The sequence below is a fragment of the Citrobacter sp. SX206 genome, assembly GCF_024181025.1.
Classification (GTDB): domain Bacteria; phylum Pseudomonadota; class Gammaproteobacteria; order Enterobacterales; family Enterobacteriaceae; genus Citrobacter; species Citrobacter youngae.
Map to the genome: position 1 here is coordinate 3,338,193 of NZ_CP049738.1, position 26,165 is coordinate 3,364,357.

The following is a 26,165-nucleotide window of genomic DNA, read 5'->3' on the forward strand; positions in this document are numbered from 1 at the left end:
TACCCCTGTGTGGTTTTTATTGAAGGGGCTTCTTTTAACATTTCAACCTGGTTGTCGCAAGGCGCAATCGTTTGGATACGCCGGGCATCCTTGCCCAACGCACCGAGGCCCAGGAAAAAAATCAGAAGTCGTAACTGACGGAAACCTTCAGCGTGCGTGGCTCGCCCTGGAACAGATAAGTCCCGGTATCATCAATACCTGACCAGTAATTCTCGTTGGTGACGTTATCGACCCCTGCACGCAAAATCATCTGGTTCTGATTTTGATTGAGTGACATACGGTAACGCACACCTAAATCCAGTGTGGTAAAACTGTCGAGTTTCTTGGTATTTGCCGCGTTGGCATACTGAGCGCCAGAATGGTTCAGCCGTGCCGTCGCGGTGAGTCCTTCAACAGGTTTAATATCATATTCAGCCCCCAGCACCGCATAGAAGTCCGGTACGCCGATTGCCGTCTTACCGTTGTTGACACCGTTTTGATTTTTACTGAGCGTCGCATCCAGCCACGTTGCACTGGCGTTCAGCCGCAGTCCTAACACCGGTTCACCAAATACATTCAGCTCCACGCCACGATTACGCTGCTCACCGTTGATTGCGTAATACCGGGTCTGGCTATCCAACTGCGCAACCGGCATTTTGATTTCAAACAGCGCCAGTGAACCGCCTACACGCCCAAAGTCTGTTTTGACCCCAACCTCATTCTGTTTTGCATGGATGATTCCGGTGCTTTGACCGTAGTTCACCGCACTGCTTGGCGCGGTGCTGCCAGGCTGTAGCGATTCGGTATGATTCGCATAAAGAGAAAGTTCCTGCCACGGCTTATACACGACACCGTACGTCGGCATCCAGCGGCTGTCATCAAAACTGTTCTTAACGTTTTCAGCGCCTGTTTCTTTGTTGTAATCACGTACCACGACCTTTTGGTGGCGGGCACCGACGGTAAACAGAAGCTGATCATCAAGCACGCCCAACGTATCGCTGAGTAACCACCCCTGGCTACGCGTACGTCCACTGGTTAACGGATCGCTATAGTTACCTCCCGTCGCCGTCACCGCTGGTTTTGCTACAGCTTGCGTATCGTAGATATTGACGTCCGGACGTGCGGCACGTGACCCCATGCGCCAGGCGATTTTGTCTTCTTTAGTGACGGCGGAATAACCTACATTAACCTTATGTGACATAAAACCCGTATCAAAATTCCCGCGCAGCCCTGCCATCCCGCTGAACGCATCAATAATACGATTGGTATCAAGGCGTCCGGCTTTGGCGTCACCGGCCTGGTTGTATATTTCCGGGGCACTGTACAAACCAATTTCATGCGCGTGCTGCGCACCTAAACCAGCATAAGCGGTCCAGTTATCGGTCAGATCATATTCCGTGCGCGCCATTCCGAACTCATTTTCAATATCGCTATAACCCCATCTCTGGCTATAGTTGTGCGTATTTTTCGGCAGATCGGGGACAAATGGCACATAGTAGACATTGATCCCCATGTTACCGCCGTGAAACGTCTTTTTTTGATACCCGACGTCTAATGAACTGCGGAAACGGTCGCCACGGTAATCCAGTCCCAGCGATGCCAGCGTGGTACGACGTTTATCGTCGTCAACCGCCCCCTCCCCTTCACGATGCAACAGATTCACACGGGCGCCGGCCTGGTTATTGTCACCAAAACGACGTCCGGCATCGAGCGACGTTCCCACCTGTGAGTCACTGGTGTAGTCCATACCAAGGCGTGTGATCGGCGTATCGTCTGCATGCTTGGGTTCAAGATTAATCATCCCGCCAACGCCGCTACCGGCCGCGCCATTGAGCAATCCATTCGCGCCTTTAAAGATTTCAACGCGATCGATCATCTGCGTATCCACCACCTGGCGCGGCAGCACACCAGATAATCCACCAAAGGTCATATCATCGCCGTCAAGTTTCAGACCGCGAATACGGTATGTCTCTGCGTAGTTACCGTAGCCTTGCACCGCCTGCACGCTCGCGTCATTGGCGACAACATCGGCTACGGTCTTAGCTTGCTGATCTTCGACCAGTTTTGAGGTGTAGCTTATAACGTTAAATGGCACATCCATGGCATTTTGCTGACCAAGCATCCCCAGCCTGCCGCCATTGGCGACCTGGCCGTCGAGGAAAGCAGGCAGTAACGTATCGCCACCGGGTTTAAAATCACGTCCCTCTGCAGCCTGTACGACAATGGTATCTTCCGCTTCTGTCGGGGTTTCAGCAGCATTCACCGTGCCGGAAAGCGCGCCAATAGTAGCGGCCAGCACAGTTTTTCTCATTAATTGTGCGTATGTTTTAGTCTTGTCCATAGCCATGCCATTAAAAGTCTGACGACGTTGCCGGAGAGCGCCCCGGCAACATGTTGTTATTATTTATTCAGATCAATACGCACCACGTTATCTGGCGCGGAGGTGGAGTGGTCTTTATTGAATTTCTGTTTCACGGTGACAAACAAGGTTTGGCCATCAGCAGAGAGCAACAGGCTGTTTGGATTGGGGAGGAGCTCCCAGCTTTTCTTCACGCTGTAATCCGTTGCGTTCAGGCTAAGCAATTTTCCGGAATCACGCTGGGTAACATAGATTTCATTACGCTTCGCATTGAGTTTCACCGCCAGAGAATCCCCGATATCCAGTTGTTTGAGCAGCTTGCCCGTATGAATATCCAACACCAATGTCGTTTTCGCTTTGGAATTGTCGGTGACAAACAGGCGACCGGTTTGCGGGTCTTCCGCCATATTCAACAGCAACGCGGGTTTATCGCCCAGCGGCTGCCAGCGTTTTTCAACGCGCTGAGTACGCGGGTTGATAACCAGGATTTCACCGCCGCCATTTGCCGCATAAATACGCTGCGTCATTTCTGAGTAATGCAGTCCGGTCATCCATTTACCGGTATTTTTAATCCGGGTTTTTAGTTTCAGCGTTTCGGCATCAACCACCCAGATCACCGCCGGATCGGCAACGGCGCCAATATAGAGCAGACCGTTATGCAGCAGTACCTGACGCGCACCGTATGGGAAACCTTGCGGGTTACGTTCCGGGAACAGCACGCGATTCTTCACTTTGCCGTCTGCGGCATTCAGCGCGCTTAGACCACCATCCAGAGAGTTGGTGACATACACCGTTTTACCGTCTGGCGAGATAGCCATACCAAAGTTTTTCAGATCGGTGTGGCTCAGACCGATGGTCTTCAGCGTTTGCGGATCCAGCTTGTAAACCACCCCACCCTGAACATCTTTGAACCCTTCCGCGCTGGCGACGTACAGCGCATCACCCGCAGGACTCAGCGCCATTTCATACAAGCCGTCAGCCAGTGCGCGTTGCTGAATATCCGTTGCTGCCGGTGCGATTGCTTTTTCCTGTGCCAGCGGGTTACTGGCTGGCGTGGCGTTAGCTGTGCAGCCGCTCAATGCAACGGCAGCCAACAATGCCAGAGCGGATGTTGTTTTTTTCATTGTCAGGATCCTTACCAGAATTCACGCAGATTGTTAATATCAAAAGAGAATGAGAACTATACGCATTATCTTTATCAGATCAAGAATAATTAGCCGGTGAATAAAAAAGATGAAACGAGGGTTTAAAGACATGAAGAAGTGCGCGCCAGTACCGCTTTTTCATAATTACAGTTAATTATTCTGGACGAAAAGGCATCGCAGGCCACAGAATGCACTTTACTGTTTTTCCAACATTTTCAAACGGGTGAACCTGTCGTGGTTCAGTCACTCGTTTTTGAACCACGCCAGGCAACGACTGTCATGAATAAGATCATTAAACGACTTGAGATCGTCAAAAGCGCCATCGAACTGGAAGATGAAGAGATTATTTTCCAGCAGCTGGCGCATCTGAAAAATGAACCTTTGCCAGTCATTCCCGGCGTCATCGTGCAGGCGATTGAAGAACGGCGTTTCGGCGATGCCCTGCGTGAAATTACGCACTGGCTACAATCCCAGCGCGCAGTATCAACGTGGCAGGACCCCGGCATTGCCGCCAGTAAGCTCGAACTGAAAGCGCTTGAAACCCAACTGCGTGATCTGATTGATAAGCGCAACACGCGCATTCAAATCCTCGATGATTTCAATGACCTGTATCATCTTCGCCTCGGACCGTTAATGAGCCGAATTCTCGAACTGCGTAAGCAGTTGGCCGCCAGCGCACAACGTAAGCAGGAAGCAGAACGAAAACGTCGCGAAAAAGATTATCAGTCCTGTCTGCACTATATTTCACAGGCCGTTGATCAACTGGCGAAACTCAAGCAGCACTGGGTAAATCTGAGTTCGGACTCCCGCGAATCCGTGGAAACTCGCCAGCGCATTCAGCAACAGACTGAGCTTATCACCGCCCTGCTGGCGGAAATTCGTGAACTGGAAAACGACTTTTCTCGCCAGGACGACAGCGCGACCCGTCAGGCACAGGAGGAAGCCAGCCACGAATATGATGAATATCAGGAACAACAGCAGGATGCGCAGCACCGCTACACCCGCGACCAGCGGCTTTCAGCGGATGAACGTAATGAGTTAAAACGCCTGTGGCGTCAGGCCAGTCGCCTTTGCCACCCGGACGTGGTAGCGGATGACCTGAAAGAGAAAGCCCATCAGATGATGGTGCAGCTTAATCAGGCACGACAAAATGCCGATCTGGCCGCAGTTCGGGCATTGCTGACCCAGTTACAAAGCGGACTCGAACCGATGATGGCAAGTGACCGATTAAACGATCTGCAGCATTTACGTAGCAAGATTCAGCAGCTCAGGGAGCAAATTAATGCGCTGCTCAAAGAGATTAGCGATCTGGAAGCGGAAAACGCCTGGCGTCTTGCTACTTCAGTAACAGACAAAGAAGCCTACTTCTCCGATCAGCAACGGGCACTGACCGAAATCCGCACTACGCTGGAAATGCAGGTACAACAAGTGGAGCAAGAACTATTGGCTGGCTGAGAAAATGCGCGTACAAAAAGCAGACAAAAAAGCGGCTGCAAGACTGATTTTCAGATTAAGCACAAAAAGCTTACTTCAGATTAAACACCTTAAAATATCAACAAAACAAGAATATAAATCTAAATTATTTTCATTTTCAGCCCATTAATTCAAATTAAACACTATTTTCTCCTTCCAAACATTTAGCTCCTTCCCTGCCCGGCCTTTGATTAAGAATTCTCCTGGTTGTTTCCTACCCCGTTAAGAAAATCACATATCTGTTTGAAATTAATAACAATTAACAGTATTCCCCTTCTAAACCTATAGGAATCCCCTGTCATTATCGAATCGACGGACACAAAACTTCGCCGATCAATAAGCGAAATCTATCAATCATCTTCACAGAGGTGATATAAACGATTTATCTTAAATTTTAACAAAGTGTAATATCCACTTTAAGAATAGTTAATGATTTAAATAAAGACAGATATTATCTGTTGATATCCGAATAAATAAGGATACGTTCAAAGCAAAGAGCGAAATATACCCGTCATACTTCAAGTTACATATGCGTTGGCTGCGTTAGTTCACCTCAGCCACATAGTATCTGTACGCCTGGGAATTCTCTCCCCGGACTTCCTGTAACTTGAATTATTTAGGGCATACGAGAATTAATTAACATTTCATGCATCGCGAGAAACTCTTTTTTAACCAAAAAAAGAGGCGACTGCTTGCACCAAAATTTCAAGGAGATCGTTATGTCTAAAGCTATTTTTTTGGGTGACTCAATTTACCCCTGGCTAGGCATGCGAGAAATCCTACGTGGCTCATCATTATATATTGATATCGCGTACCATTCCTCCCAGACGCTTTCTGCCGTCCAAACGCTATCTTATGAAACGGATTGCATCATTATTAATCCTGACAAGTCAGATTTTTTAAAATATGCCAGGATTATCCGCAACATGGCTATACGACCATCCACAACGATCATCGTGTTAGCCGATGAAGCCACTTTTTCTATTTTTCAAACAGTATGCGGAATGGCCCTGCAGTTCCTCGATCAGGACACCAGTCTTGATCAGCTATTGCAAACAATCACTCGTATCATCGACAGAAAAAATCCACGCAATATCAAAGAACTACAAACAAAAATAACGACCAACGAATTCAATGTGATGATGATGCTAGCCCGCGGGTGGTCACTGGCACAAATCGCCGGAGTATCGCAAAAAAGCGAAAAAACAATCGGGGCGTACAAAAGCAACATTGCCAGAAAGCTGGGTAAAAGTAATACCCGGCTCAAGTACACCATTTCTCACTATAGCCAGCCGTAACTGACTTATTTAAGGATAGTAATCACAGTTAATTATTAACAGATTTTCTTTCGGCTCATTTTTTAATTCCGCCTGGCCCGGAAGGGATCGCTATTTTCGAAAATCGACATACCGGGTAGCACATCCGCGTGCCAACCATCGCCAACAACTCAACGCATTAACACATACATAACAGGAATGTAAACGAGGGTTATATATGAATAAGGTTTACAGCATTATTTGGAACGCGGCACTCGGCATCTGGGTTGTCGTCTCTGAATTAACCAGAGGTAAGAAAAAAAGCAGTTCACGTAAAACTGTTGCGGTACTGGCCGCCAGCGCATTAAGTGGCGCTACGATGATGGCCTCAGCTGCGCAGATTACCACTACGGGCGATCGAAATATTTCTGACGACTTCCAGAACGGTATTTCTGCGGGCGTTTATCAGGTTCCCCACGACTACGGCTTCTTATATGAAAATAATACTGCCAGTCAGACACTCAATATCAGCGGCGCAATCCCGACGATTAATCCGGGTCAAAGCGGCGTTGTAGAATCAACCACCATCAGTGAGTTACTGCGAACAGGAAAAATCACGCTGCAGGCTACCAGCCCAGGCCAGGGTGCAAAAACAATCACCACAGCAGAAGAGCTGGCGGAATACCTGACGTATAACCAATCGGCTACGCCTTCTCAAAGCGAAAACTTCGAGGTGGTTGACCCGGCATTCCCGGACGGCACAGAAACCATTAAGGTCTATGATACCAATGTGTTAAGTCGCTTTCTTACTAAATCGCAAATCGGCGATTCCGTATTAAATACTTATGATGCAACCAGGTCTGAAATCTATAAGCAGTTTGGTATCGCGCTGGCAACCAATGGTGCTACGGCCAACCTGAACATAGGTAATGACACGCTCAATGTACGCGACAAAGCCAATACCATCGAGTTACTGGCCAAAGACTCCTCCTTACTGGAAGCACAAGGCGCCAACAGCCAGATAAACTGGCAGTCTGACAACTATATAAAATTTAACGCAGCACCCGTGATCCCCACACAAACGTTCACCGGCTCAGCGCAAACCTCTGTCTTTGGCGATGATGTGTCGCTGATGACTTATGGCTATGATGCAGATGGCAAGGTTATCGAAACCGGGGTGCGCACATTCACCATTACCAGTACGCAGGAGTTGGCTGATTTTAACGACTTCCTGTTGGGCAGAAGTGCCGACGCCGCAGAAAATGCCAATGGCGATAAGGTCAGCCAAATCCAATTGTGGCTGGAGGCTGAAGAGGTCACCACCGTCACAGCAGCACAAGCAAAGTATGCCGGGTATATCGATAGCTTAATTAATTCCAGTCAGCCGTCTGATGAACTCACCTGGGACTACAAAGTCTGGACCGATGGAAAGTCACATATCAACAACGCCACTGCCGCCCGCGGTGAGTTGCATGCCATTTATGCCAACGGCGCTGGCACCACCGGTACTCTGAACAAAGAGGCGATAATTGCCGTTGACGGCAGTATCAATGGCGTCATGAAAGCCATTGACGGTGGGGTTATCAACAACCTCGGCGAGCTGAACGCGCTACGCAGTTCTGGCGGGCAAAGCCTGGCGATTGGCATGTTGGCGCAAAACGCCGAGGCAACCAACCGCGGGACTATCAACTCAGGTCTGTTCATTGATAAAGATGGTAATCAGAACGTTAACAGCTACGGCGCATTCGGTATGCAGGGACAAGGTACCAGCGTTATCACCAACGAAGGCACCATCAACCAGGCGATCACCACCGATAACTTCGGTACCGCATCTGCCGCCGATCCCTGGAGCAAGGATAAACCTGATACGTCGCTGACGTTGGCTATTGGTATGCAGTTGTCCGGCGAGGCAAAAGGTGTCAATAACGGCAATATTAACGTCGTCGACGGACGTAAAAACGGTGCGTCTTACGGTGACGGCACCGCCTTTGGCGTGGAAGTCGCCGGAAATGCGACCTTTACCAACAGTGCTGATGCCGCTATTTACCTTGGTCGTGACGCAAGTAACCTGACCCAGGATGTCATCATGCCAGGTGGTGCCAGCCTGAGCGCAGGAATTATGACCAAAAGCGCCAAAGAGGTGATTAACAACGGTCTCATCACGTTGGGTACCGGTGTCCGTAACGCGGCAGGAATTTTGATCGGCAACGCAACAGGCAACGTACTGAATACGGGCAACATCGTCATCAATGGTAATGGGGATGCGGGGAACAACAAGAACTACGGTATCTCCGTGCGTGACAGCGGCACGGAAAATAATCAGGAAATCCGCAACGACGGCAAGATTAACGTCAACGGCACGAATAACGTGGGGATCCACGTCAGCGCCAATAACAAAAATGCCGAAGTAACCACCAGTGCCACAGGCTCTATTATCGTGGGCGGTACGGGTGGCATCAACGATCGTAACTACGCCATCTGGGCTGAAGGAGGCGCCAAAGGTCAGGCCGTGGTCAACGTCTACTCCAACATTACGCTGGACAAGGCCGGGAACATCGGCGTACACGTGCGTGATAACGCCATTGCTAACGTTGATAGCCTGAGTAGCCCGGTGTTCAACAACACCGATCAGATTGGCTATTATCTGTATGGGAAAGACGCGATCGCCAATATTGGTCAGGCGGTGATGAATGACAACGGTCAGGATCGCACCACCATTTTCCGTATCGCCAATGGCGCATTGCTGGCCGGTAACACCACCCCTCCTGGCGGCCAGGCCAGCTCCAACCTTGACCTTACCCTCAGCGGTAAGAACTCCGTTGGCGTTCTCGCTACCGGTGCAGGCAGTCAAGTCGATACTGGTGAAGCCACATTTACCGTGCAGGGTAGCGATTCCGCAGCACTGGTCATCGAAGGCGGCGCCAGCGGTAATATCAGCGACAAAACCACCATTAATTTAACAGGTGAACGTACCGTTGCCGGGGTGGTTGATGGCCAGGCGCATCGGTTGAATGGCAGCGCAGAGGGTAATGCCACCAGCACTACGCTTACTTCAAACGCGAAGATCACCTCTGAAGCCAGTGGCAATGAAGTGATCGCCTATATAGCGAGAAATCTGGGTAACCTGATCCTCGATACCAAATCAATTATCGATCTGGCCAGCATCGACAGTATCGGCGTGGACGTTCAACAAGGCGGTAGCTTAACCAACAACTCCTCCAGCGCCCTGCATGTCAGCAACGGCATCGGCGTTCGCGCGTCGGGTGCCAGTGCGCAAATTAATCAACTGGGCCAGGTTAAGGTTGATGATGGCACCGCTGGCGTATTACTGACGGAAGGGGCCAGCCTGCAGATTAACGGCATTAGTGGCGACAGCATTACCACCAACGGTACTGCTGATGGCATTCGCCTGGCAGATAAAGCCGGCGACCTGTCAGCGCAGCATGTGAAGATCCGTGCTGATGGCACGGGCGCAGGCATTCAAAACGATGCTAACAACACCAATATCACACTGCAAAATGTGACCATCGATTCCAACGACGGCGCGGGGATCCGCACCAGCGTAGCCCTGAACATGAAAGATGGGCTTAACAACATCCTTAACGTTAACGGTAAAGGTACCGGCTTCGCCTTTGAACAGCGCAATGGTGACGCAGTAACGGGCAATCTGACCATCGGCAAAGGCTATACCATTGAGGTACTGAACAGCGAAGGCAGCGGTATCCGCGCCAATACTGATGGCCGCATCGACACCAAGGCCGACATTAACGTGCACGACAGCGCTGGCGGTTCGGCAATCATCGCGAAAAACGTCAGCGCGTTAACCAACAGTGGCAAGATTATCTCTGCCAGCACCACCTCCCCGGTAATCGACGCCAGCGGTGACAGCAGTAAAGCCATTACCAACACCGGCACCCTGCAGGCCATCACCGACACTGCGGTGGCCATTCAGTCTGGTAAAGGCAATGACACCATTGATATCAGCGGCGGTGTCACCAGCGGCGTAATCAATACCGGTGAAGGTATGGACACCTTCAACTGGCGTAGCGGCACCTATGCCGGTGAAGTGAATTTCGCCGGTACTGGCGGTAACAATAAAGCCAACATCGGCAATGTGACGCTGGAGAACACGCGCCACATCATTACCGCTGCCGGTACGGGCAACGCCCTCACCTTCACCGATACAAAAGATGCGAAGATTGGAACGCTGGTCAGCGACAACCTGACTACCGGCACGAATATTGGCACCGGCTGGGATTCGCTGACACTCAGCGGGTCAAACGCGGATGTCCGCATCGTTGAAAACCTGAGTCTGGCAAGCAAAACTATTGCTGTAAACAATGGTGCAACGCTGCGCACCGGCGACCATGTCGAGCCAACCAGTACTGCCGCCAGTATTGGCGACTACAATGTCACAACCCAGGGCGCAGGCAGCAGGGTTATCTTCGATACCCAGGGTGATAACACCGCGGCGCAAATCTATAACGGTACTATCAGCGGTGACGGGAAGTTTGAACGTGCGGCGGGCGGCACCACGGTCTTTACCGCCAACAACAGCTACACAGGCTCTACCACCATTGCGCAAACAGGTACGTTGCAGTTAGGTTCCGGCGGAAACACGGGCGAAGTCAGCACCGAATCTGACATCATCGATAACGGCATACTGGCAATTAATCGCGCCAACGACGTCCTGCTGAACGGCGTTATATCCGGTATCGGTGCACTGCAGCAAATAGGTGACGGCATTACCCGTCTGACCGGCAACAACACCTATACCGGCGACACAACTGTCACCCATGGCACGCTGTTGGTGAATGGCGATCAAAGCGCGGCACGTGGCGCAACCACCGTCAGCGGCACCTCCACACTGGGTGGGAATGGCATTATCGGCGGCAACGTGTTGATGAACGACGCCACAACGATTAGCGCTGGTGACGGCGGTGCGGGTACGTTATCCATTAACGGTAATCTGCAGCTTGGCAGCAAAACGACTTCCGCCTTCGAACTGGGCCAGGCCTATACGCCGGGCGGTAAGCTGAATGACCTGATTAACGTCACAGGCGATCTGCAACTGGACGGGACTCTGGATGTCACCACGTCATCGGGCGGGAATTTCGGGCCTGGTGTGTACCGTATTTATAACTATGGCGGTACGCTGAATAACCAGACGCTGGAGTTAGGTGCTGTACCGGACACTCAGGATAAGAGCAACATCTTTGTCCAGACCTCTATCGACAAACAGGTCAACCTGGTGAACGCCAACGGCGTTACCCTACAATTCTGGGATGGCGCAACCGTCAATCAGAGTCACGGCGCATCCGGCATCGAAGGCAACAGCAAGATTGACGGCGGCGACGGTAAATGGATGGCGATCGGTGCTCAGGGCGACAACAACTGGACAACATCCACCGGTGAGGGCAACGCCCCGTGGGCGCAGAAGTCATTTGCCGTCTTCACCACCAAAGGCGGTACCGTTACCGTGGATAACGCTGCAGGTGAAGTTAACTTCTCCGGGGCGCAGTTTGATGCCGATGGTTACGTCGTAAAAGGCGATGCACTTAACGCCTGGGCCACCACAGAAAATGCCACCCATGCGGGGCAGACGCCGGGGACCGGTGAACTGTTGCTGCGCGTAGGCGCCGGCGGTGCGGGACAAAACTTTACGGCAACCATTGAGTCAATCCTTCGTGAAGCCAGCACCAACGACAAACTGACACTGGTGAAAACCGACCTCGGTCGTCTGATCCTCAGTGGTGATAACGCGTATCGCGGCGGTACGCGCATTGATGGCGGTACGTTGCAGATCTCCTCCGACAACAACCTCGGACAGAGCGGAACCGATTTGGCGATTAACAACGCCTCGACGCTGCAATTAGGCGCGGATTTGACCAGCAATCGCACCATCGAGCTGGGCGCCAATGCTAATGCGGCCGTATTCGATCTCAATTCGCACCACTTCACACCGACCGGGGAGATTACCGGTGATGGCAAACTGAAAGTCACCAGTAGCTCAAGCGATGCTGGCAGTATTCTGACGCTCGACCGTGCCAACAGCTACAAAGGCGACACAGAAATTGCCGGTACCGGTAATAGCAACAATGTGACGGTCAATGCCAGCAAAACCGGCGTGTTCGGCAGCAACGAGAGCAGCACCATCACGGTTAATAATGGGGCAACGCTCAACGTCAGCGGCGCAGACACCCGTCTGCAATCACTGACCATGAACATTGCCGACAGCCTGTTAACGCTGGCCGATACCGTCACAGCAGCCAGTGCCAAACTGAATCTGACAGGTAAAGCCAAAGCCGTACTCTCAAACAATGCAACAGCCGGTGACGCGACGGTCAGCGTGGCAAAAGACAGCACGCTGGCGCTGGAAGACAATGCCAGCGGCGGGAATGCCATGGTGACCAACAGTGGGCTGATGACCATGGCCGATGAGGCGATGGCAGAAAATACCCGCGTGGTTAACCTTGCAGGCGGTCTGGTAGATGTCAGCGCAGTCAACAGCAAGACTTCCATCGGTTCATTGTCCGGTGCGGGTAATGTCGAACTGGGTAATAAGCTACTGTCGCTGGGGAATCTACACCTTCCAGACACCATCAGCGGCATTATCAGCGGCAACGACGGCAGCCTGGTGAAAGTGGGTAACGGTACGTTAATCCTGACAGGCGACAACACCTACACCGGTATCACGGATGTCAATGAGGGTGTGTTGCTGGTCAACGGCAATCAATCTGCTTCTACCGGACAGGTCACAGTGAAATCGGGTGCCACCCTCGGTGGAAACGGTATTATCGGCGGCGCGGTTGATGTGCTGGACGACGGTCATATTACCGCCGGTGCCGCCATCAACAGCGTGGGCAAACTGACCACCGGTTCACTGACGCTGAGCGATAACGCCCAACTGGATTATCAGTTTGGTCAGGCTTATACCCCGGGCGGTGCTTTCAACGACCTGATCGACGTGAATGGCTCCCTGACGCTCGACGGTAAGCTCAACATTGAAACCTCACCGGGCGGTAGCTTTGATGTTGGTGTCTATCGCGTCATCAACTACACCGGCACATTGACTAACAATGTGATGGATATTGCTAACGCGCCGGAAGCGGCTGACAGCCTGTATGTACAAACATCGGTGAAAAATCAGGTCAACCTGGTCAACCATGCCGGACTGACGCTGCGCTTCTGGGACGGCACCGGCGGTGAGAATGGCGAGCTGAAAAATAACGGCGTCATCAACGGCGGCGACGGTATCTGGCAATCCAGCCAGGGAAACGACAACTGGACCACCGATGAATCGACACCAGAAGGCGCGCTGAATGCACCGTTTACCGATGCCGCATTTGCCGTCTTCCAGGGGGAAGCCGGTAATGTGACCGTCGATAACAGTAAAGGCGATGTCATCATCAGCGGCGCGCAGTTCGCTACCGATGGTTATCGCGTCGGCGGTGAAGCCATTACTACCGATACCGCCAATACGTTGATTCGCGTCGGTGATGGTACGGTCGATGGCGTCAACTACACCGCAACCATTGACAGCGTGATCCGCGGTACCGGTGGTCTGAATAAAGGCGACCTCGGTACGTTAATCCTGACGGGCAACAACACCTACAGCGGCGGCACGACTATCACGTCAGGGACGCTTCAGGTTGCAGGCGATACCAACCTCGGCGCAGCAGAGACCGGAATCACCTTTAACGGCGGTACGCTGAAATATGGTGAAGCGTTTGATACCGCCCGTCAGGTGACGCTGAAATCTGGTGGTGGGACATTCGACACCAACGGACATGATGTGTCCCTGCTGACGGAAGTCGAAGGTAACGGTCAACTGACCAAAACCGGTAAAGGTTCACTGACGCTGACGCTGGATAACACCTATACCGGCGGCACCACCATCGAACAAGGTGTATTGCAGCTCGGCACGGGCGGTACGATAGGGAGTATTGAAGGGGATATCGTTGATAACGGCGTGCTCAACGTTAATCGCGCCGATACGTTGGCGTTAAGCGGAAACATCAGTGGTGCAGGCCAACTGCATCAGACCGGTAGCGGTACAACGGAGCTGCAAGGCCAAAACAGCTACAGCGGTGCAACGCTCATCACCAGCGGGGTATTGCAAGCCGGTGATACCAATACTCTGAGCGCCGCCTCGCACCACTATGTTGTCGCGGGCACCACCCTGAATACCCAGGGTTATAACCAGACAGTCGCAGGGCTGAGCAACGGTGGCGATGTGTCGCTCACCGGCCAGCAACCAGGCACAACCTTAACGGTTAAAGGGGATTACAGCGGCGAACAAGGCACTATCAACATGGCTGCCCGGCAGAATGCCGGCGGCACAGGTATTGCTGATCGCCTGATTATTGATGGCGGTAAAGCCAGCGGAAGCACGCTGCTGGATGTCGACGGCTCCGGCCTTGGCGCACCGACCGTGGGTGACGGTATCGAAGTGGTCACGGCGCTCAACGGTGCAACGACGACGGCGCAAACGTCGCGGGATGCCTTCCATCTTGTCGCTGAACGTATGGCTGCGGGTGCCTTTGAGTATCAGCTCCACGCCGGAAACGCTCAGGGCCAGGGCGAAAACTGGTACCTGAGGAGTGAATATCGTCCGGAAACCATGCTGTATTCCGGTCTCGCCAGCGTGGTTCGCCAGGGGGACATCAGTCTGTTGGGCAACATGCACCAGCGTATGGGTGATGAGGTTAAACCGGGTATTGATGAAGACAATCGCGCCTGGGCGAGAATGATTGGTTATTCCGGTAAAACCAAACTGGATGATGCAGCCGGTACGCAAACCAGTTCCCATACCATGGGTATTCAGGTCGGCGTCGATATGTACGCCAATGAAAGCTGGAAATCCGGTATGTATACCAGCATTCTGGATATCGACAGCAATGTAAAAGGCAGTAAAACGGGCAGCAACGGCAAAGGCGGCAACATCGACGACAACGCATTTTACGTTGGCGGTTATGCTACCTGGTTCTCTGGTGACGGTATGTATGTCGATAACGTGCTGCAATACGGGAACCATAAATCCCGCCTGTCAGCATCGGGTAACAACGGCTCTTACACCGTCAAAGGCAATACGCTGACGGCCTCAACTGAAGTGGGTAAAGCATTCCGTTTAGGTGCCAGCGCCTGGAGCCTGGAACCGCAGGCCCAGTTGATCTATCAGTACAGCAACTTTGATAACAGCACGCTGGATGGTGTGACCCAAACGAAAGTGAAAATGGATACCGCCGATTCGTTTACCGCGCGTCTGGGCGTGCGTCTGGTCGCGGACTACGACACCAACCATGGCAAGTTCCAGCCGTACGGCCGGGTAAACGTCTGGCAGGGTCTGGGTTCCAAAGATAAAACGCACTTCAGCAACGCGGTCGCCACCACCACACTGGAATCTTCACAGCAGTACTCCAGCACCGAGGTTGCAGCGGGTCTGTCATGGTCTATCGACCGAAATCTGCAGGTCTACGGCGAACTGGGGACACAGTTCAGCAACGGCAGCAATAAATCGCAGGTTGAAGCCCCGGTCAATGCGTCGATTGGCTTTAAGAAATCGTTTTAAGCAGGCATAAACTCGCAAGCCCCCTGTTCACAGGGGGCTTTTTTTGTCGCTCCAGAATACAGCGCTGCCTGAAACGCTGCACTTATCACGCCTACGGATTAGTGTTCGTTCTTGCAGGTCGGATAAGGCACAGGCACCGCCACCCGACAACGCGAAAGAATTCAGACTAAGGGGAACAACAAAGAGGGATGAGATTAACGGCTATATTGCGCTAAGAGTGAAGGAATCTCTTCTGCCAACACCGGGGGAGAAATGAAGAAGCCTTGAATTTTGTCACAGCCAATCTGCGTCAGGCGATCAAGTTGAGACTGGGTTTCAACCCCTTCGGCCAGGACTTCAATGCCAAAATTGTGCGCTAAAGAAATGATACCCTCAATAATCCTTGTCGATTTAGTGTCGGGCTCTATTTCGGTGACAAACTCTTTATCAATTTTTAAGGTATCAAAAGGATATTTCAACAGATAATTAAGATTAGCGTGCCCGGTACCAAAATCATCAAGCGCTAACTTGACCCCGATAGACTTCAGTTCCGTCATATTTTTCGCCGCTATTTGGCTGTCACACAGCGGCGATGTTTCCGTTACTTCAATCTGGCAGCGATGAACCGGAAGGCCGGAAGCGGCCAGGTTTTGTCTGATTCGTTGAGGTAAAAGAGGATCGCAGAATTCAAGCGCAGAAATATTTACTGATAATACAAGAGGTTCGGGCCAGGTACTCGCAACATTCCACGGCGGGCTGGCAACCATATCTTCAATTGAAAATATATTGCCGCTGTCTTCCAGTAACGTAATAAATACATCAGGAGAAATCATACCCATCTGAGGGCTGTTCCACCGCATTAATGCTTCAAATCCGCTAATACACTCGGTATGTAAATTAAAAATAGGCTGATAAACCATATAAAGTTGACTGGTATTCAATGCCTTTTCAAGCGCGGTGAGCACCTCATCGGAATTAAACATTCCCCCTCTCCCTCTACAAATCATATAAATTAAAAACCAGTCAAAGTCACTCCCGAGTTGTACCTGCTGTTAAATGCGTTACATCAGAAAAGAATAGCCAGGTTAGGGTAAAAAAGACATGCTGTGGGTAAATCTGACAATCAGTTTATTCAGATCAGAGGTATTAGTCAGTCCCAGCTTGGCGACAACTCTCATCTTATGCGCCTGAATAGTCTTATAGTTCAGACTAACCAACTCAGAGATTTCCTTGGCAGAATAACCACTTACCAATAGATTGAGGATTTGTTGTTCTCTTTCCGTCAATCTCTTCTGCGAACGATACAGTCGGGGATTCCATTTCCCGACCGACAACGTAGCCAACTGAGCAAAATCACGCAATGAGGATTTCTCAGTCAATACTATGGTTTTTTCAACGTATAATAATTCAACACATAATTTCGCCACCAAACTATCAGCAACGATAACGACAACGCTATTATAAAACTTGAACCGGTTTTTATTCAAAAACTGCACAATGGCAGAACAAGGCTGTTCATTGTTAATGATATTAAAAACCATTGTCTGATGCTGGCATAATGACGACTGCTGCAACATATCCTCAAACTGGAATGTTTTTATCGGCACATGTTTGCTTGTCAGGTAGGCAAACATACCGTTGCCCACAAAATTATCACTGCCACACATCAACATCCTGTTCACCGCTCCTTATAAGCTTCTAATTTTATTACTCATTAAAAATTTAATAATGGTTTTCTCAACTTCAGCCTCTTCACGACGGTTCTTAAAATCGAACTCGCAAGAAACCTGATGACAGGAATACAATTGATTATCCTCATCAAATTCGTTGATCGCGACGACATCAATGACTTTTAGATCAAGCTGAAAACTGCCGAACGTATCAAAATCCAGAGCAGCATTTTTAATCACTGCATCCTTGTAAAGAAAACGGGCATTAACATCTTTAGCGATTAACGCACAACCACCCTGAGAGATGTTTTTAATCTTAAGTGAGTAGTTCTCTCCGTTTTTGTAACGACCAAAACAGAAAAAATCGAACCCCTTCAGAAAAGAAAACCGCTGATTCTGTCGCTGTTGGGCAAAGAAAATCATATCCGGGATGAGGTAGGATAATCCTGCCTCAGCACCTGTTGATGGGGTGGCTTCAAATCTGGCGCTAAATTTTATAATCCCGCTGTCACTGTGCAGGATAAAGTATTGGATCTTTTCAGGAATGATGTCTTCATGACCGGTGACCACAAAGCGTTCGAAATCGATCCTTTCTAACTGCGTGATGACGCTGGTGTTTTCACATAAAACTTCCAGCTTCGTCTTCTTATGCAGCTCTTCACGAAGGATAGCGATGATCTCAAACTTGTTGTCCTTTGCTAATCCAAAGTTCATTCTAAAACCCTTATTTCCATATTTAAGATATGTCTCGACCCCGGTCTGATGACAGACAAAAACGCGAGATCAGCATCCACCCCTGGTGCCTAATTACCATAGTGGATTCCATGTCGAACAGTTGATTAAAACTTAAGTTTTTAACTATCTTTCGTCATTTATTGATACGTAAAAACATTTAATCAGAATTAATTTTAGCTTAAGCCATGCCTAAAACCATGCAAACCTACGCAATAGCTATAACAAAAGCGAATAACAAGACTTTTCAAAATGCGATTTTGAGATAATAAATAGCAATAATCGCATAGAAATAAAATAGAAAAAATGCTGTAAAACTAAGGAGTTGACAATACAGAGCGTGGACGGGGGGTTGCTGAACCTATAGGCACAATATCCAGCAGGTGGTCATTAGCCAACTGATACCAATACCATGACGTCTCATTTCACAGGAATGAATGTATCATTCAGGTATATTAATCGTAATTTAACTTAAGTGATAAAAAGGCCAGCATGATGCTGGCCCCGGTAAATACCGAATTAAATTAGAGTGGCAAACTCTCTTACAGAGGGTACAGCGTTAAAAATTCAATACCGTTGTTTAACGATTGCCCGGGCAGAATCAGCAATTATCATCATTGCCCCAGCCAACATTAACGTGTTTTTTAGCACCAGACGTCCCGCCCCCGATAAATACGGAAAGCCGTAGTGTAAATCACCCAATAGCATAACCCATACTTCTGGTGTGGTAATTAAAACAACAAGGTGACCACCGGCGTTGCAAATGCCAGAATTTCCCCCATCAATCCTGACCAACGGCTAATCGGTCAAGGTTAATCCAATTCGATCCCCCTGCCCCAGTAAACGAAGATATTTTTCCATGATGGCAATCCTACTTGTACAAAATTGCAGTGACATAAGTACTGCTATCAATTCTCATCGAAGTAATTTTCTATGATGATGCCAGCTTTTCTTGCGCCAGTTTAGCAATGTCCTCTTCGACATCAGAAGGTGCCGCTGAAACAGCGGATACACTGACGTGGGCCAAAAAACCCCCACACAGGTGGGGCAAAGATGCAGACTCTATATTTATTATTGAACGAGAGAAAAAAGATCGTTTAATGATTCACTCATACTTGGATGGGTAAATATTTGGTCACGCAACACGGTATAAGGTAACCCGGCATCCATCACAGTTTTAATGATATTAATCATCTCATGCGAATCCACACACAGCAGTGAGACACCTAATATCTGCTGCGTATCCGTGTCCACCACAGCTTTAAGTACACCACGCGTATCATCCATGACTCGCGCCCGTGGAATCGCAGCGACGGGAAGTGTCACCACCTGTACCGCCGCACCGCTGGCACGGGCCTGCTCTTCTGTCATCCCCACGCGGGAAAGTGGTGGTGTCATAAAGACGGAATATGGCACATTTTGCCGATCGCCGGTGTTTCTCACCCCTTCGCCTAACAGGCCATCACGCACAATACGGAAGTCGTCCAGTGAGATATAGGTAAATTGCAGCCCCCCTGTTACATCTCCCATAGCCCAGATGTTATCCGCCGACGTCCGCAAATATTTATTCACAATAATGCCGCCACGATCGTTCACATCGACACCGGCTTTTTTCAGTTGCAGCTGTTCCGTCGCCGGCTTGCGGCCTGATGCGACCAGCAGTGCGTCAACAACCTGTTCCCCTTCCGGCATCTGTAGCTGCACCGCGCCATCATGAGACGAAACCGACTGCACCTTAGCATTGAGGATCAGCTCTACGCCTTTATCGCGTAAAATATCAGCGATCGCATCGGCGATATCCCGGTCCTCACGGGGCAAAAACAGCGGTGCAGCCTCAAAAATAGTGACCTGACTGCCGAAGTTGGCAAACATCGACGCGAACTCAACGCCGATATAGCCACCCCCCAGGATACCCAGGCGCTGTGGGCGTTGGGTCAAATTCAGCAACCCGGTGCTGTCAAAGACGCCCGGCGTACTGGATAATCCCTCAATATCCGGAATCGTCGACTGTGCACCGGTATTAATAAAAATCTTCTCACCGCTCAGCTCAAGCGTTCCTGTCGACTGCATTACCCGCACGGTATGGTTGTCGACAAATTCAGCACGCCCTTCAATCACGTCCACATTTTCCAGATTGGCCAGATTATGGAAGTTTTTATCGCGCAGAAAACTGACCACGGAAGCCTTACGCTGCATCGCAGTTGCAAAGTCATGCTGCAGCTCAGCATCGTGTACCAGGGTTTTGGTTGGAATACAGCCGATATTAATGCATGTTCCGCCATACATGGTGTTGGATTGCTCAATAATTGCTACCCGCCAGCCCGTCTTTGCCAGCGTAGCCGCCAGCGTCTTACCTGCTTTGCCAAATCCAATAATGATCGCCTGATATTGTTTCATGCTGCCTCTCCGCAAAGTCATTGTTCATTTGTTACTCTGGATTATAGGCAGTGCCCTGTCAGGCCAGCATATCCATAACGCGCAATTTTTTGTTCAATCGTCTAAGACCAAATAATAAAAACCAAAAATCTGCCAAACAAAACAAAAAGTAACTATTTGATAAAATTAATTTAATGTAAAAATATGGCGATAATTACGGTTCTATCAACAACAATAAAAATTGTTCAGGAGTCTTTATGGATGCACTTAGCCGCTTGCTAATGCTTAACGATCCGCAGGGTTCTATTGATCAAAACTGCGTATTGAGCAGAGACTGGCAACTCCCTCATGCAGCAGGTGAGTTATCCGTGATCCGCTGGCATACGGTAACCCAGGGTAGCGCTTTACTGGAGATGCCTGATGGCAACACTTATACACTGCGTCCTGGTACGGTAGTCATCTTGCCGCAAAACTCCGCGCATCGGTTGTGCCAGTCAGGTGAAGAGCAAACGCATATTGTCTGCGGAAGTCTGCAACTACAGACATCCTCCCGCTATTTTTTAACCGCGCTGCCGGAAGTTTTGCTGCTGGCACCTGGCGAAAATAGCCCCGTTTACCACTGGCTTAAGGCGATGATCGGGCTGATGCAGCAGGAATCATTGAGCATGCTGCCCGGTTCCAACGTTGTGTGCAGCCAGCAATGCGCCACGCTGTTCACGCTTGCCGTTCGCGAATGGTTATCTCAGGCCCCCCCTGCTAAAAATGTGCTGAATCTGCTATTACATCCCCGACTGGGAGCGGTGGTGTTCCAGATGCTGGAATCACCCGCACATCCCTGGAGTGTTGAAGAACTGGCGCAGCGCGCGCATATGTCCCGGGCCAGTTTTGCTCAACTGTTTCGCGAAGTTTCAAACTCCACGCCGCTCGCCGTACTCACTACATTGCGTCTGCAATTCGCCGCCCAGATGCTGTCGCGCGGCGCCCAGCCGTTGGTCGTGATTGCCGAATCGGTGGGATATGCCAGCGAGTCATCTTTTCACAAAGTTTTTCTGCGTGAATTCGGCTGTACGCCTGGTGAGTACCGTAAACGGGTGAAGGCGCTGGAATCATAGTGCCCACCTTCAAAGGATTGAAGGCGAGCGCTACCAGGGGCTATTTCTGGGTGCGATGCCTGTGTAGCCACATCAGCTTATACGCTGCCGGAATGATGAACAGTGACAGCAAAGGTGCCGTGATCATGCCGCCAATCATCGGTGCAGCGATACGACTCATGACTTCAGACCCGGCTCCCGTTCCCCATAAAATCGGCAGCAGACCCGCAATGATGACCGCGACAGTCATTGCTTTAGGACGCACACGCAGTACCGCTCCGTGGTACAACGCCTCATCCAGTTTATCTACGGTAAAGGTTTGCGGGTTTTCCAGCGCAGGCTCTGCTTCAATGGCGTGGCGCAGGTACATCAGCATCACCACGCCAAATTCGGCAGCCACGCCTGCCAGTGCGATGAATCCGGTCCCGGTCGCGACCGACATATGGAATCCCATCCAGTAGAGAAACCAAATTCCGCCTACCAACGCAAAGGGCACACTGGTGATAATCAACAGTGCTTCACCAAAACGACGGAATGCCAGATACAGCAGCACGAAGATAATCATCAGCGTCATCGGCACCATCAGTTTAAGCTTGTGGCTGGCGCGCTCAAGCAGCTCAAACTGCCCGGAGAATGCCACGCTGGTTCCCGGTTTTAGCTGGACGTTTTCAGCAATCGCTTTTTTCAGATCGTTCACCACCGACACCATGTCGCGATCGCGGGCATCAATATAGATCCAACTGGTTGGCCGCGCGTTCTCGGTTTTCAACATCGACGGCCCCGAAACCACCTGCACATCTGCAACATCAGCCAGCGTGATTTGCTGTTTCATTGGCGTCAGTATCGGCAGATGCCGTAGCGTTTCCGGGCTATCGCGATAGCTTTGTGGATAACGCAGATTGATCGGATAGCGGGCGATACCTTCAACCGTTTCACTTACCATGGCACCGCCTACCGCTGAGGTGATAAACAGTTGCACATCGCCGACGGTCATCCCATAACGGGCGGCCTTTTCACGATGAATATCTACGCTAAGATAACGTCCGCCGACCAGACGTTCAGCCAATGCGGATGCCACGCCAGGCACCGTTCTTGCGACTTCTTCGATTTGCTCTGCCGTGGCGTCAATATCCGACAACACGGTACCCGAAACCTTAATACCGATAGGACTTTTAATCCCCGTAGAGAGCATATCGATACGGTTACGAATTGGCGGGACCCACAGATTCGCCAGCCCCGGTAAACGAACGGTTTTGTCCAGTTCCTCAATGATTTTGTCCATCGTCATCCCCGGACGCCACTGATCCTGCGGCTTCAGTTGGATGGTGGTTTCCACCATTTCCAACGGCGCGGAGTCGGTCGCCGTTTCAGCTTTACCGGTTTTACCAAACACGCGCGCCACTTCAGGAACCGTCATGATGAGCTTATCGGTTTTTTGCAGCATATCTGCCGCCTGCGCTGCGGAAATCCCCGGCAAGGTTGAAGGCATATACAACAGATCGCCTTCGTTAATCTGCGGTAGGAATTCGCCCCCAACCTTATTCAGCGGGAAGATGACGGTCAGGATCGACAGCACCGCCACCAGCAGGGTCGTTTTCGGCCAGTGCAGCACTTTCAACAATAACGGGTGGTAAATACGAATCAGGAAACGGTTAAGCGGGTTGCTGCTTTCCGCCGGGATCTTGCCACGGATCCAAAATCCCATCAGGATCGGGATCACCACAATGGCCAGAAACGCAGCACCTGCCATAGCGTAGGTTTTGGTAAACGCCAGCGGACCAAACAACCGCCCTTCCTGCCCTTCAAGGGTGAAGATAGGGATAAACGACAGCGTGATAATCAGTAAGCTAATAAACAGCGCCGGACCGACTTCCACCGAGGCGTTGGTGATGACTTTCCAGCGAGTTTCGTTATCCAGCGTTTCACCCGGATGCTGATGCCCCCACTCTTCCAGCCGCTTATGCGCGTTCTCAATCATCACGATTGCGGCATCGACCATCGCCCCGACCGCGATGGCTATCCCCCCAAGCGACATAATGTTGGCGTTCAGTCCCTGGAAATGCATCACGATAAACGCGATACACAGTCCCAGCGGCAGAGAAATAATGGCCACCAGCGCCGAGCGGATATGCCACAGGAACAGCGCGCACACCAGCGCCACAACGATAAACTCTTCCAGCAGCTTGTAGCTCAGGTTATCAATCGCGCGATCGATCAGTTGACTGCGATCATATGTTGTAACTACTTCAACGCCTTCCGGCAGACTGCTCTTCAGCGTTTCAAGTTTAGCCTTAACCGCGGAGATCACCTCGCGCGCATTTTTACCGGAGCGCAGGATCACTACGCCGCCTGCCACTTCGCCTTCGCCATTCAGCTCGGCGATCCCGCGGCGCATTTCCGGCCCAATTTGTACGCGGGCAACATCACGCAGATAGAGCGGAACGCCATCTGTGCCAGTTTTCAGCACGATATTATTAAAGTCATCAAGGGACTGCAGATATCCACTGGCGCGGACCATATATTCCGCTTCTGCCATTTCGACAGATGAACCACCGGCTTCCTGGTTTGAGGCATCCAGCGCCGATTTCACCTCACCCAGACTGATGCCATATTGCGTCAGCTTCATCGGATCGATGACAACCTGGTACTCTTTGACCACACCACCCACCGAGGCAACTTCCGCCACGTTAGGGATAGTTTTCAATTCATATTTTAAGAACCAGTCCTGCAGGGAACGTAATTGGGCAAGATCATGTTTGCCGCTGCGATCCACCAGCGCATATTCAAATATCCAGCCGACCCCTGTCGCATCTGGTCCCATTTCAGCACTGACGCCAGCGGGTAATTTCCCCTGCACCTGGTTGAGATATTCCAGGACACGGGAGCGCGCCCAATAAGGATCGGTCCCGTCTTCAAAAATGACATATACGTAAGAGTCGCCAAATTGCGAGAAACCACGCACCGTTTTCGCTCCCGGCACCGACAGCATGGTGGTGGTCAGCGGATAGGTCACCTGATTTTCAACAATTTGCGGCGCTTGCCCCGGATAACTGGTTTTGATGATCACCTGCACATCAGAGAGATCGGGCAGCGCGTCAACCGGCGTATTCACAATGGTCCAGGTGCCCCAGATACTGAGAAACAGCGCCCCCATCATCACCAGGAAACGGTTTGCCACCGAGCGGCGAATAATCCATTCAATCATTTATCATGTCCTCAGTGTGAATGGGTCGCCTGGGCTGGCATCGCGGGTACAGCGAGCGTCCCGTTTGCCTGGGCGCGCATACGATCCAGGGCGCCAGAAATATTCGCTTCGGAATCGATCAGGAACAGACCGCTGGACACCACGTTTTCACCTTCGCTCAAACCAGAGCGAATGGCCGTTAACCCCTGAGACTCATGGAATACCGCTACCTGCTTAGGTACAAATCGTCCTTCATTATCGACGGTGATAACCCGCTGTTCGGTACCGGTATCAATCAGCGCTTTAGACGGGATCAGCAGCATCGGCTCGCTTTGCGTTTTTAGTTGCAGATAGGCATTCATTCCCGGCTTAAGGGCCTCATCCGGGTTATTAACCTGTAGACGAAGCTGGAGCGTGCGCGTCGTGGAATCCACACTCGGCAAAATACTCCATTTGCTAATGGTGAAGGATTTACCCGGCCAGGCAGGTACGGTAATGGTGAATTGCGAGGCGTCTTTAATCAGCCAGGCGATAGATTCCGGGACTGAAGCACTGACCCAAACCGGATCCATTCCCTGAATTTTCGCGACCACATTATCTTTTGAGATGTTCATACCAGTACGTAAATCAAACGCGGTAATCACCCCATCAATAGGGGCCTTCAGGGTAAAGCGGGTCTGAATTTTCCGCGTCGCTTTCAAGCGTTGAATGTCCGCCTCCGGCATTCCCGCCAGGCGTAATCTCTCCAGAATACCTTCAACCTGCGTCGCGCTGCCGCCCGTTTCCCGCAGCAGTAAATATTCACTTTGTGCTTCTACCCAGTCGGGAATTGTCAGATCGATAAGCGGCGAGCCCTGCTTAATTTTGTCGCCCACAGTCAGCGGATAAACTTTCTCGATAAAGCCTGCCGAACGCGCCTGGACAATGACAAATTGATATTCGTTATAACTGACGTTCGCCGGGAAAGTTTGTGCATATTGCAATGGCCCACGGCGCACGGGTTCGGTTTTTAGCCCCAGATTCTGAGTCTGTGTCGGGTCAATACGCACACCCGGTGTGGATGTACTCGCCGTCTCTTCATCGGCATATTTCGGGATCAAATCCATATCCATAAACGGAGATTTACCCGGTTTATCAAACCGCGTATTGGGATACATGGGGTCGTACCAGAATAAAACTCTACGCTCTTCTTTTTTTTGAGCAGCGCCGGTATCGGCCGATACTTTTGCGGATGAATAATAGGTATACACACCGACAGAAATAATTCCGCCGACAATCATGCTGCCGAGAATAAGCGCGGTATTTTTAATATTTAAAGACGCCATAGTGATTTCCATTGCGCGATAGTCT

General features: G+C 50.7%; 12 protein-coding genes and 1 pseudogene. 4 read left to right on the forward strand and 9 right to left on the reverse strand.

Going from position 1 to position 26,165, the window contains the following annotated elements; all coding sequences use genetic code 11:
• Nucleotides 1–121 precede the first annotated feature (121 nt).
• Nucleotides 122–2,320, reverse strand: coding sequence for a TonB-dependent siderophore receptor (locus G8S19_RS16315; RefSeq protein ID WP_253685546.1), 2,199 nt, complete (start codon nt 2,318–2,320; stop codon nt 122–124).
• A gap of 59 nt (nt 2,321–2,379) precedes the next feature.
• Complete coding sequence (locus G8S19_RS16320) at nt 2,380–3,462, reverse strand: YncE family protein (protein ID WP_253685548.1); 1,083 nt, start codon at nt 3,460–3,462, stop codon at nt 2,380–2,382.
• Between the two features lie 300 nt (nt 3,463–3,762).
• On the opposite strand from G8S19_RS16320, the gene G8S19_RS16325 reads away from it, so the two are divergent.
• From G8S19_RS16325 to G8S19_RS16335, 3 genes are all read left to right on the forward strand, one after another.
• Nucleotides 3,763–4,938 (forward strand): DnaJ family molecular chaperone, encoded by a 1,176-nt coding sequence (locus tag G8S19_RS16325; RefSeq protein WP_048212354.1) that lies wholly within the window; start codon nt 3,763–3,765, stop codon nt 4,936–4,938.
• 737 nt (nt 4,939–5,675) lie between these two features.
• Entirely contained in the window at nt 5,676–6,254 is a 579-nt protein-coding gene (locus tag G8S19_RS16330; protein ID WP_061067473.1) for a LuxR C-terminal-related transcriptional regulator, read from the forward strand.
• A gap of 196 nt (nt 6,255–6,450) precedes the next feature.
• Complete coding sequence (locus G8S19_RS16335) at nt 6,451–15,783, forward strand: autotransporter outer membrane beta-barrel domain-containing protein (protein ID WP_253685550.1); 9,333 nt, start codon at nt 6,451–6,453, stop codon at nt 15,781–15,783.
• 194 nt (nt 15,784–15,977) lie between these two features.
• Here G8S19_RS16335 and G8S19_RS16340 read toward each other — a convergent pair whose 3' ends face one another.
• The 5 genes and pseudogenes from G8S19_RS16340 to rclA form a co-directional block, all read right to left on the reverse strand.
• A complete protein-coding gene (locus G8S19_RS16340; protein ID WP_253685552.1) occupies nt 15,978–16,745 on the reverse strand; it encodes a bifunctional diguanylate cyclase/phosphodiesterase in 768 nt (255 codons plus the stop codon).
• A 102-nt stretch (nt 16,746–16,847) separates the two neighbouring features.
• Nucleotides 16,848–17,429 (reverse strand): LuxR family transcriptional regulator, encoded by a 582-nt coding sequence (locus G8S19_RS16345; protein ID WP_170927356.1) that lies wholly within the window; start codon nt 17,427–17,429, stop codon nt 16,848–16,850.
• Nucleotides 17,430–17,450: 21 nt separating this feature from the next.
• Nucleotides 17,451–18,146 carry a flagellar brake protein gene (locus tag G8S19_RS16350; RefSeq protein ID WP_061067471.1) on the reverse strand — a complete coding sequence of 232 codons (696 nt, stop codon included), beginning with the start codon at nt 18,144–18,146 and terminating at the stop codon, nt 17,451–17,453.
• Between the two features lie 585 nt (nt 18,147–18,731).
• Nucleotides 18,732–18,970 (reverse strand): annotated as a pseudogene (locus tag G8S19_RS16355) (DUF417 family protein); the annotation flags it as partial.
• Between the two features lie 265 nt (nt 18,971–19,235).
• Nucleotides 19,236–20,561, reverse strand: a complete 1,326-nt coding sequence (rclA, locus tag G8S19_RS16360; RefSeq protein WP_048212361.1) for a reactive chlorine resistance oxidoreductase RclA — start codon at nt 20,559–20,561, stop codon at nt 19,236–19,238.
• Between the two features lie 236 nt (nt 20,562–20,797).
• On the opposite strand from rclA, the gene rclR reads away from it, so the two are divergent.
• Nucleotides 20,798–21,652, forward strand: a complete 855-nt coding sequence (rclR, locus tag G8S19_RS16365) for a reactive chlorine-specific transcriptional regulator RclR (RefSeq protein ID WP_048212362.1) — start codon at nt 20,798–20,800, stop codon at nt 21,650–21,652.
• A 40-nt stretch (nt 21,653–21,692) separates the two neighbouring features.
• Here the strand turns inward: rclR and G8S19_RS16370 are convergent, their stop codons facing one another.
• Together G8S19_RS16370 and G8S19_RS16375 are read right to left on the reverse strand one after the other, a co-directional pair.
• Nucleotides 21,693–24,836, reverse strand: a complete 3,144-nt coding sequence (locus tag G8S19_RS16370; RefSeq protein ID WP_253685554.1) for a CusA/CzcA family heavy metal efflux RND transporter — start codon at nt 24,834–24,836, stop codon at nt 21,693–21,695.
• Between the two features lie 11 nt (nt 24,837–24,847).
• Complete coding sequence (locus G8S19_RS16375) at nt 24,848–26,140, reverse strand: efflux RND transporter periplasmic adaptor subunit (RefSeq protein ID WP_121584339.1); 1,293 nt, start codon at nt 26,138–26,140, stop codon at nt 24,848–24,850.
• Nucleotides 26,141–26,165 lie beyond the last annotated feature (25 nt).

What these genes read in the sequence shown, in the direction of transcription:
- G8S19_RS16315 (WP_253685546.1), bottom strand. Translation starts at nt 2,320, where the DNA reads ATGGACAAGACTAAAACATACGCACAATTAATGAGAAAAACTGTGCTG.
- G8S19_RS16320 (WP_253685548.1), bottom strand. Translation starts at nt 3,462, where the DNA reads ATGAAAAAAACAACATCCGCTCTGGCATTGTTGGCTGCCGTTGCATTG.
- G8S19_RS16325 (WP_048212354.1), top strand. Translation starts at nt 3,763, where the DNA reads ATGAATAAGATCATTAAACGACTTGAGATCGTCAAAAGCGCCATCGAA.
- G8S19_RS16330 (WP_061067473.1), top strand. Translation starts at nt 5,676, where the DNA reads ATGTCTAAAGCTATTTTTTTGGGTGACTCAATTTACCCCTGGCTAGGC.
- G8S19_RS16335 (WP_253685550.1), top strand. Translation starts at nt 6,451, where the DNA reads ATGAATAAGGTTTACAGCATTATTTGGAACGCGGCACTCGGCATCTGG.
- G8S19_RS16340 (WP_253685552.1), bottom strand. Translation starts at nt 16,745, where the DNA reads ATGTTTAATTCCGATGAGGTGCTCACCGCGCTTGAAAAGGCATTGAAT.
- G8S19_RS16345 (WP_170927356.1), bottom strand. Translation starts at nt 17,429, where the DNA reads ATGTGTGGCAGTGATAATTTTGTGGGCAACGGTATGTTTGCCTACCTG.
- G8S19_RS16350 (WP_061067471.1), bottom strand. Translation starts at nt 18,146, where the DNA reads ATGAACTTTGGATTAGCAAAGGACAACAAGTTTGAGATCATCGCTATC.
- rclA (WP_048212361.1), bottom strand. Translation starts at nt 20,561, where the DNA reads ATGAAACAATATCAGGCGATCATTATTGGATTTGGCAAAGCAGGTAAG.
- rclR (WP_048212362.1), top strand. Translation starts at nt 20,798, where the DNA reads ATGGATGCACTTAGCCGCTTGCTAATGCTTAACGATCCGCAGGGTTCT.
- G8S19_RS16370 (WP_253685554.1), bottom strand. Translation starts at nt 24,836, where the DNA reads ATGATTGAATGGATTATTCGCCGCTCGGTGGCAAACCGTTTCCTGGTG.
- G8S19_RS16375 (WP_121584339.1), bottom strand. Translation starts at nt 26,140, where the DNA reads ATGGCGTCTTTAAATATTAAAAATACCGCGCTTATTCTCGGCAGCATG.